The following is a 1,751-nucleotide window of genomic DNA, read 5'->3' on the forward strand; positions in this document are numbered from 1 at the left end:
ATACCGAGTTAATATGTGAGTGCCACAGCTTCGGCGGTGTACTTGAGCCCCGCTACATTGTCGGCGCGGAACCACTTGACCAGTGAGCTATTACGCACTCTTTAAAGGATGGCTGCTTCTAAGCCAACCTCCTGGTTGTCTAAGCGATCCCACATCCTTTTCCACTTAGCACACGCTTAGGGGCCTTAGCTGGTGATCTGGGCTGTTTCCCTCTCGACTACGAAGCTTATCCCCCGCAGTCTCACTGCCGCGCTCTCACTTACCGGCATTCGGAGTTTGGCTGATTTCAGTAACCTTGTAGGGCCCCTAGACCATCCAGTGCTCTACCTCCGGCAAGAAACACACGACGCTGCACCTAAATGCATTTCGGGGAGAACCAGCTATCACGGAGTTTGATTGGCCTTTCACCCCTAACCACAGGTCATCCCCCAACTTTTCAACGTTGGTGGGTTCGGTCCTCCACGCAGTCTTACCCACGCTTCAACCTGCCCATGGCTAGATCACCCCGCTTCGGGTCTAGAACACGCGACTCAACGCCCTCTTCAGACTCGCTTTCGCTACGGCTACCCCACCCGGGTTAACCTCGCCACGTGCCACTAACTCGCAGGCTCATTCTTCAAAAGGCACGCCATCACCCCGCAGCATTACTGCCACTAAGGCTCTGACGGATTGTAGGCGAACGGTTTCAGGTACTATTTCACTCCCCTCCCGGGGTACTTTTCACCATTCCCTCACGGTACTCGTCCGCTATCGGTCACCAGGAAGTATTCAGCCTTACCAGGTGGTCCTGGCAGATTCACAGCAGATTCTAGGAGTCCGCTGCTACTCGGGTGCTCTTCAAGAAGACTCTGAATTTTCGTCTACGGGACTCTCACCCTCTACGGTTGGCTTTCCCACACCATTCAACTAACCCAAAGTTTTATAACTCCTCGGAAGACTGTCAGATCCCCCACGAAAAGTCCCACAACCCCGACGACGTAACCCCTGACAGGTATCACACGCCACCGGTTTAGGCTAGATCCGCTTTCGCTCGCCACTACTCACGGAATCACTGTTGTTTTCTCTTCCTACCGGTACTGAGATGTTTCACTTCCCGGCGTTCCCCTCACATACCCTATGTATTCAGGCATGGATGACACGACATGACTCGTGCCAGGTTTCCCCATTCGGACACCCTGGGATCACAGCTAGGTTGACAGCTCCCCCAGGCCTATCGCGGCCTCCCACGTCCTTCATCGGCTCCTGGTGCCAAGGCATCCACCGTTCGCCCTTGACAACTTAACCACAGAAAACAAGATGCTCGCGTCCACTGTGCAATTCTCAACCAACGACCAACCCACAACCCCACACTCCCCACCAACACCGCATCCACGGCCGGTATGAGGAGCCAGGTCATGCCTGGCGCTGAAAAACAACAACCCGGAGATAACCTCACAGGCGCCGGCGTTGCCGGCCTTCGGTTGTTCTTTCAGGACCCAACAGGGTGCTATCTTTTGTCGCCCTTATCGGCCGCATTTCCCGGAGTTTTCCCTGCCGGCAAAGCCGACTGTACTCATCCGAAAAACCGTTGCCGGTTCAGACTGGCCAGTGTCTCCGCCTTTGAGCACCCCACCACCACATTCGGGCAGTGCGGGCTACTGTCCGTCTTTCGACGGATAGTTGCTCCTTAGAAAGGAGGTGATCCAGCCGCACCTTCCGGTACGGCTACCTTGTTACGACTTCGTCCCAATCGCCAGCCCCACCTTCGACGG

The 1,751-nt window shown here is 55.5% G+C and carries 2 rRNA genes; both read right to left on the reverse strand.

The window, feature by feature from the left end:
• Positions 1-1,284 (reverse strand): 23S ribosomal RNA (locus tag ACIA5C_RS48595); the annotation flags it as partial.
• A 386-nt stretch (positions 1,285-1,670) separates the two neighbouring features.
• Positions 1,671-1,751 (reverse strand): 16S ribosomal RNA (locus tag ACIA5C_RS48600); the annotation flags it as partial.

The sequence above is a fragment of the Actinoplanes sp. NPDC051343 genome, assembly GCF_044455125.1.
In the GTDB taxonomy this organism is placed as follows: Bacteria; Actinomycetota; Actinomycetes; order Mycobacteriales; family Micromonosporaceae; genus Actinoplanes.